General features: G+C 41.0%; 4 protein-coding genes and 1 pseudogene. 4 read left to right on the top strand and 1 reads right to left on the bottom strand.

The window, feature by feature from the left end; translation table 11 throughout:
• Window positions 1–129: 129 nt before the first annotated feature.
• Window positions 130–723, bottom strand: coding sequence for a helix-turn-helix domain-containing protein (locus C7N83_RS13610; RefSeq protein WP_106743257.1), 594 nt, complete (start codon window positions 721–723; stop codon window positions 130–132).
• 557 nt (window positions 724–1,280) lie between these two features.
• Between C7N83_RS13610 and C7N83_RS16415 the strand changes: the two genes are divergently transcribed.
• From C7N83_RS16415 to C7N83_RS15025, 4 genes and pseudogenes are all read left to right on the top strand, one after another.
• Window positions 1,281–1,445, top strand: a complete 165-nt coding sequence (locus tag C7N83_RS16415; protein ID WP_245911240.1) for a hypothetical protein — start codon at window positions 1,281–1,283, stop codon at window positions 1,443–1,445.
• 861 nt (window positions 1,446–2,306) lie between these two features.
• A complete protein-coding gene (locus C7N83_RS17170; protein ID WP_211296674.1) occupies window positions 2,307–2,555 on the top strand; it encodes a type II toxin-antitoxin system RelE/ParE family toxin in 249 nt (82 codons plus the stop codon).
• Entirely contained in the window at window positions 2,506–2,766 is a 261-nt protein-coding gene (locus tag C7N83_RS13595) for a HigA family addiction module antitoxin (RefSeq protein WP_106743256.1), read from the top strand. Before C7N83_RS17170 ends, C7N83_RS13595 begins: the two co-directional genes overlap by 50 nt.
• Window positions 2,763–2,960 (top strand): annotated as a pseudogene (locus C7N83_RS15025) (IS256 family transposase); the annotation flags it as partial. The gene C7N83_RS13595 and the pseudogene C7N83_RS15025, both read left to right, overlap by 4 nt.
• Window positions 2,961–3,000 lie beyond the last annotated feature (40 nt).

The following is a 3,000-nucleotide window of genomic DNA, read 5'->3' as shown; positions in this document are numbered from 1 at the left end:
GTGACGGTTTTTTGCTCCGGTTTTGAATGGTGGTTTTGCCGATGTTGTATTCACCGGCTATTGCCCAATCACCCATTCCTGATTTGAGCTTGCCAAGTACCATTTGCCGATGGTCTTTTGAGTATGCCGTCATAAAGGTTGGTGTGTCATGTCTGTTTTTCTTTGACTATAACTCGTCCAAGTATCAATAGCATCAACATCAAAAAATCGCGTCTTGTCCAAATTATCGCAGCGATAAATCCATTTTTGTGAAGAGTCCAATATGGTTCTCCGAATAAAAATTAACTCGGAACTTCTTTTAATCACAAAAACACCATTTTCATGCTTGATTTTATCTAATCGATTGAATGCTACATCATCAAAAATGCTTATGGTTGGAGACATACTCTCATCTTTACATTTAATGAAATCAATATAATCGGTACCAAAACTGTTTTGTTTCAAAAATTTCTTTTTTAATGCGGCATTTGTGTTATTTGATGTAATAAACAAGTCCAAATTATCTACCTTGGATGGCTTTGAAAAAATTGATGGTGGATTTTTTCCGTACAAAAGCCATTCAGGAGAAACATTGAACTCAACAATTTTTCCTGAGCTATGGTTTCTACCACTCTCAAGCTGTCCAATTGTCCCTTGACTAACATCTGCACGTTTAGCCAATGCCGATTGGCTTAATCCCAACTTCAATCGTGCCTCTTTGATACGGTCTCCAATATGTTCCATAGTCTTTACACTCTACTAAAAAAATAAGTCGATGGTTTTTTTCAATTAGTTTGGTTATTGAAAAGAATTAGAATGTAATGGTTTACAGAGAGGATTATTTATGGATTGGCCACAAAAATTATTCAAGACCTCCAAAATGCAAGTTATTCTCAAAAATAAATTGCCGAAATCTGCAGTTGCTCCCAAGATTTTACCTCTAAGGTGAAAAAAATTACTACAGCGATAAAAAAATCAAAACTGAAAGGGCTGTTCTTTTGAAGTCGGTGTATCCCTTTTGAAATTACATAGAAAAGTAGTATTGGACAAGTAAATTCCCATGTTCATCGCCGACCTCCGCCTTCACTTTGAAAACAAATTCATCCAAGTCTTTGATGAATTTATGTCCCTTTGCGCGCATGATTTTCAGACGGCCAATTTGTTTTGGTGGAGTGAAGTTGCCAATAAGGACCCTAAAAACAAGGTTGGGTTTACAAAACTGCGGCCCACCTCAAACAAGAACTCAGTCTGATCCGACGCGGCTATGGAAAAATCCGCCGTATTCTTTTTAAAAAGGCTTGGTGCAATACCGACGCGGCAAAATACACTGGTATATCAGCAGAGAAGTGCTACTGGCCAAAATCTGCGAGCTGCACAGCGCTCCTGTCCCCGAAGCTAACAACCGCTATTATCGCGACCATGAAAACTTCCGCTTGCCTAAAACTATTCCGCTGGATTTGTGGTAATCGTTTATCGACGGTATCGCCGCCTGCCATACGTAACCATCAAAAAGAAAAAAGGCTGGCTTAAGCAGCTTGTCGGCTTTCATGGCCGCAAGCTGGATTTACAGCTGATTATGTAAACAGTGATTGATAAAGGCTGTCTGAATTTCTACGCCAACGACTACAACCTTACAAGCCGTCTGAAAAGAAACCGGCGCAGATTCAACAAGAATTCAAGGAATTACTGAAACAACAGGCCGAATCACGGCAACCGCCGCCGGATAAAGCCAAGATAGCTGAAAACTCAGGTTATCAAGAGATACAAAACTATCTGAAGAGAAAGAAACTGAAATAAATCAGCGCAATAAGGCCTGAACCCTTATTGCGCCTTATGCTGCCTGAAATCCCGTTTCAATCTATTTTGGAGATTTTCTCAAGCATTTTTTACGGCCGATACTCTGTATTGGCCGTTTTTTATGCTTTTTGTGTTTAGTCCGTTTAAAAAACGTTTTCGGACATTCAGGCATGAATTTTGGCTTCTAAAAAATATCATTTAAAATCATATCCATGTACAAATCAGACAAAGTACAATGTACACCAAAGCCAATCTCTATACAAAAAGCCTTTTCAGAGACCACCTTCATAAACTATAAAGGTGCTTGTTTTTTAAGCATTTTTTGTTCTGGGAAATGGATACAGGAGTTTTAGCTAAATAGCCGTTGCTTTTGAAGGAGATATATACAGATTTTATGGATGAATCAGCATTATTAATGCTTGGCGTTATTAATGAAAAACGTTAATATCAAGCCATGATTACCGATTTTCCCTTTAAAAACAACCAAATGCAGGCAGATTAGATGGTTTGTAAATTTTGAGGCCGTAGCGATGAGAAAGCTTCAACAGCTTCATTCGGCAACCGATTTAAATTTTCTGCGTATCCCACCCGGAAACAGACTGGAAGCATTAAGTGGAGATCGTGAAGGCCAATACAGTATTCGTATTAATGACCAGTGGCGGATTTGTTTGGTACAGCAGCCACGCTACTCAAGTAGAAATAGTGGACTACTACCGATAGGAGATAATAATGAACAAACGAGAAGTACCTTTAATCCATCTGAGCGTTATTCTGCTTGAAGACTGGCTGAAACCGCTTGAAATCAGCCAATATGCGCTGGCTAAAGCGATTGATGTACCTCCGCGCCGTATTAATGAGATTGTTAAAGGCAAGTGCGCCATTGCCGCCGATACTGCCGTCCGCTTGGCCCCATTTTTCAATACAGATGCACAAAGCTGGCTAAACATGCAAAGCTATTATGACGCAGAACAGGCTCGGACCAGGCACTGACCGGTAAAGACGGCCCCCTTACCCCGCCCATCAAACAACCGGCCGAGGCCGCATTGGAAGCCGAAACCGGACAATACCTCGAACAAAAGCAGTTGCAGCCCGACCGGCGTAACGGCCACAGCAAAAAAACCGTCAAAACCGGTTCCGGCAGTTTCGAACCGCAAACCGTCAAGAAAAACCAAACCCGCCTTACTCGGCATGAGTGATCGCGACATCCAAAGCCATATTGCCGGC

The organism is Neisseria iguanae, assembly GCF_003013245.1.
In the GTDB taxonomy this organism is placed as follows: domain Bacteria; phylum Pseudomonadota; class Gammaproteobacteria; order Burkholderiales; family Neisseriaceae; genus Neisseria; species Neisseria iguanae.
Note: the sequence above shows the minus strand (reverse complement) of the source record. Positions and strands in the feature narration are given on the sequence as shown.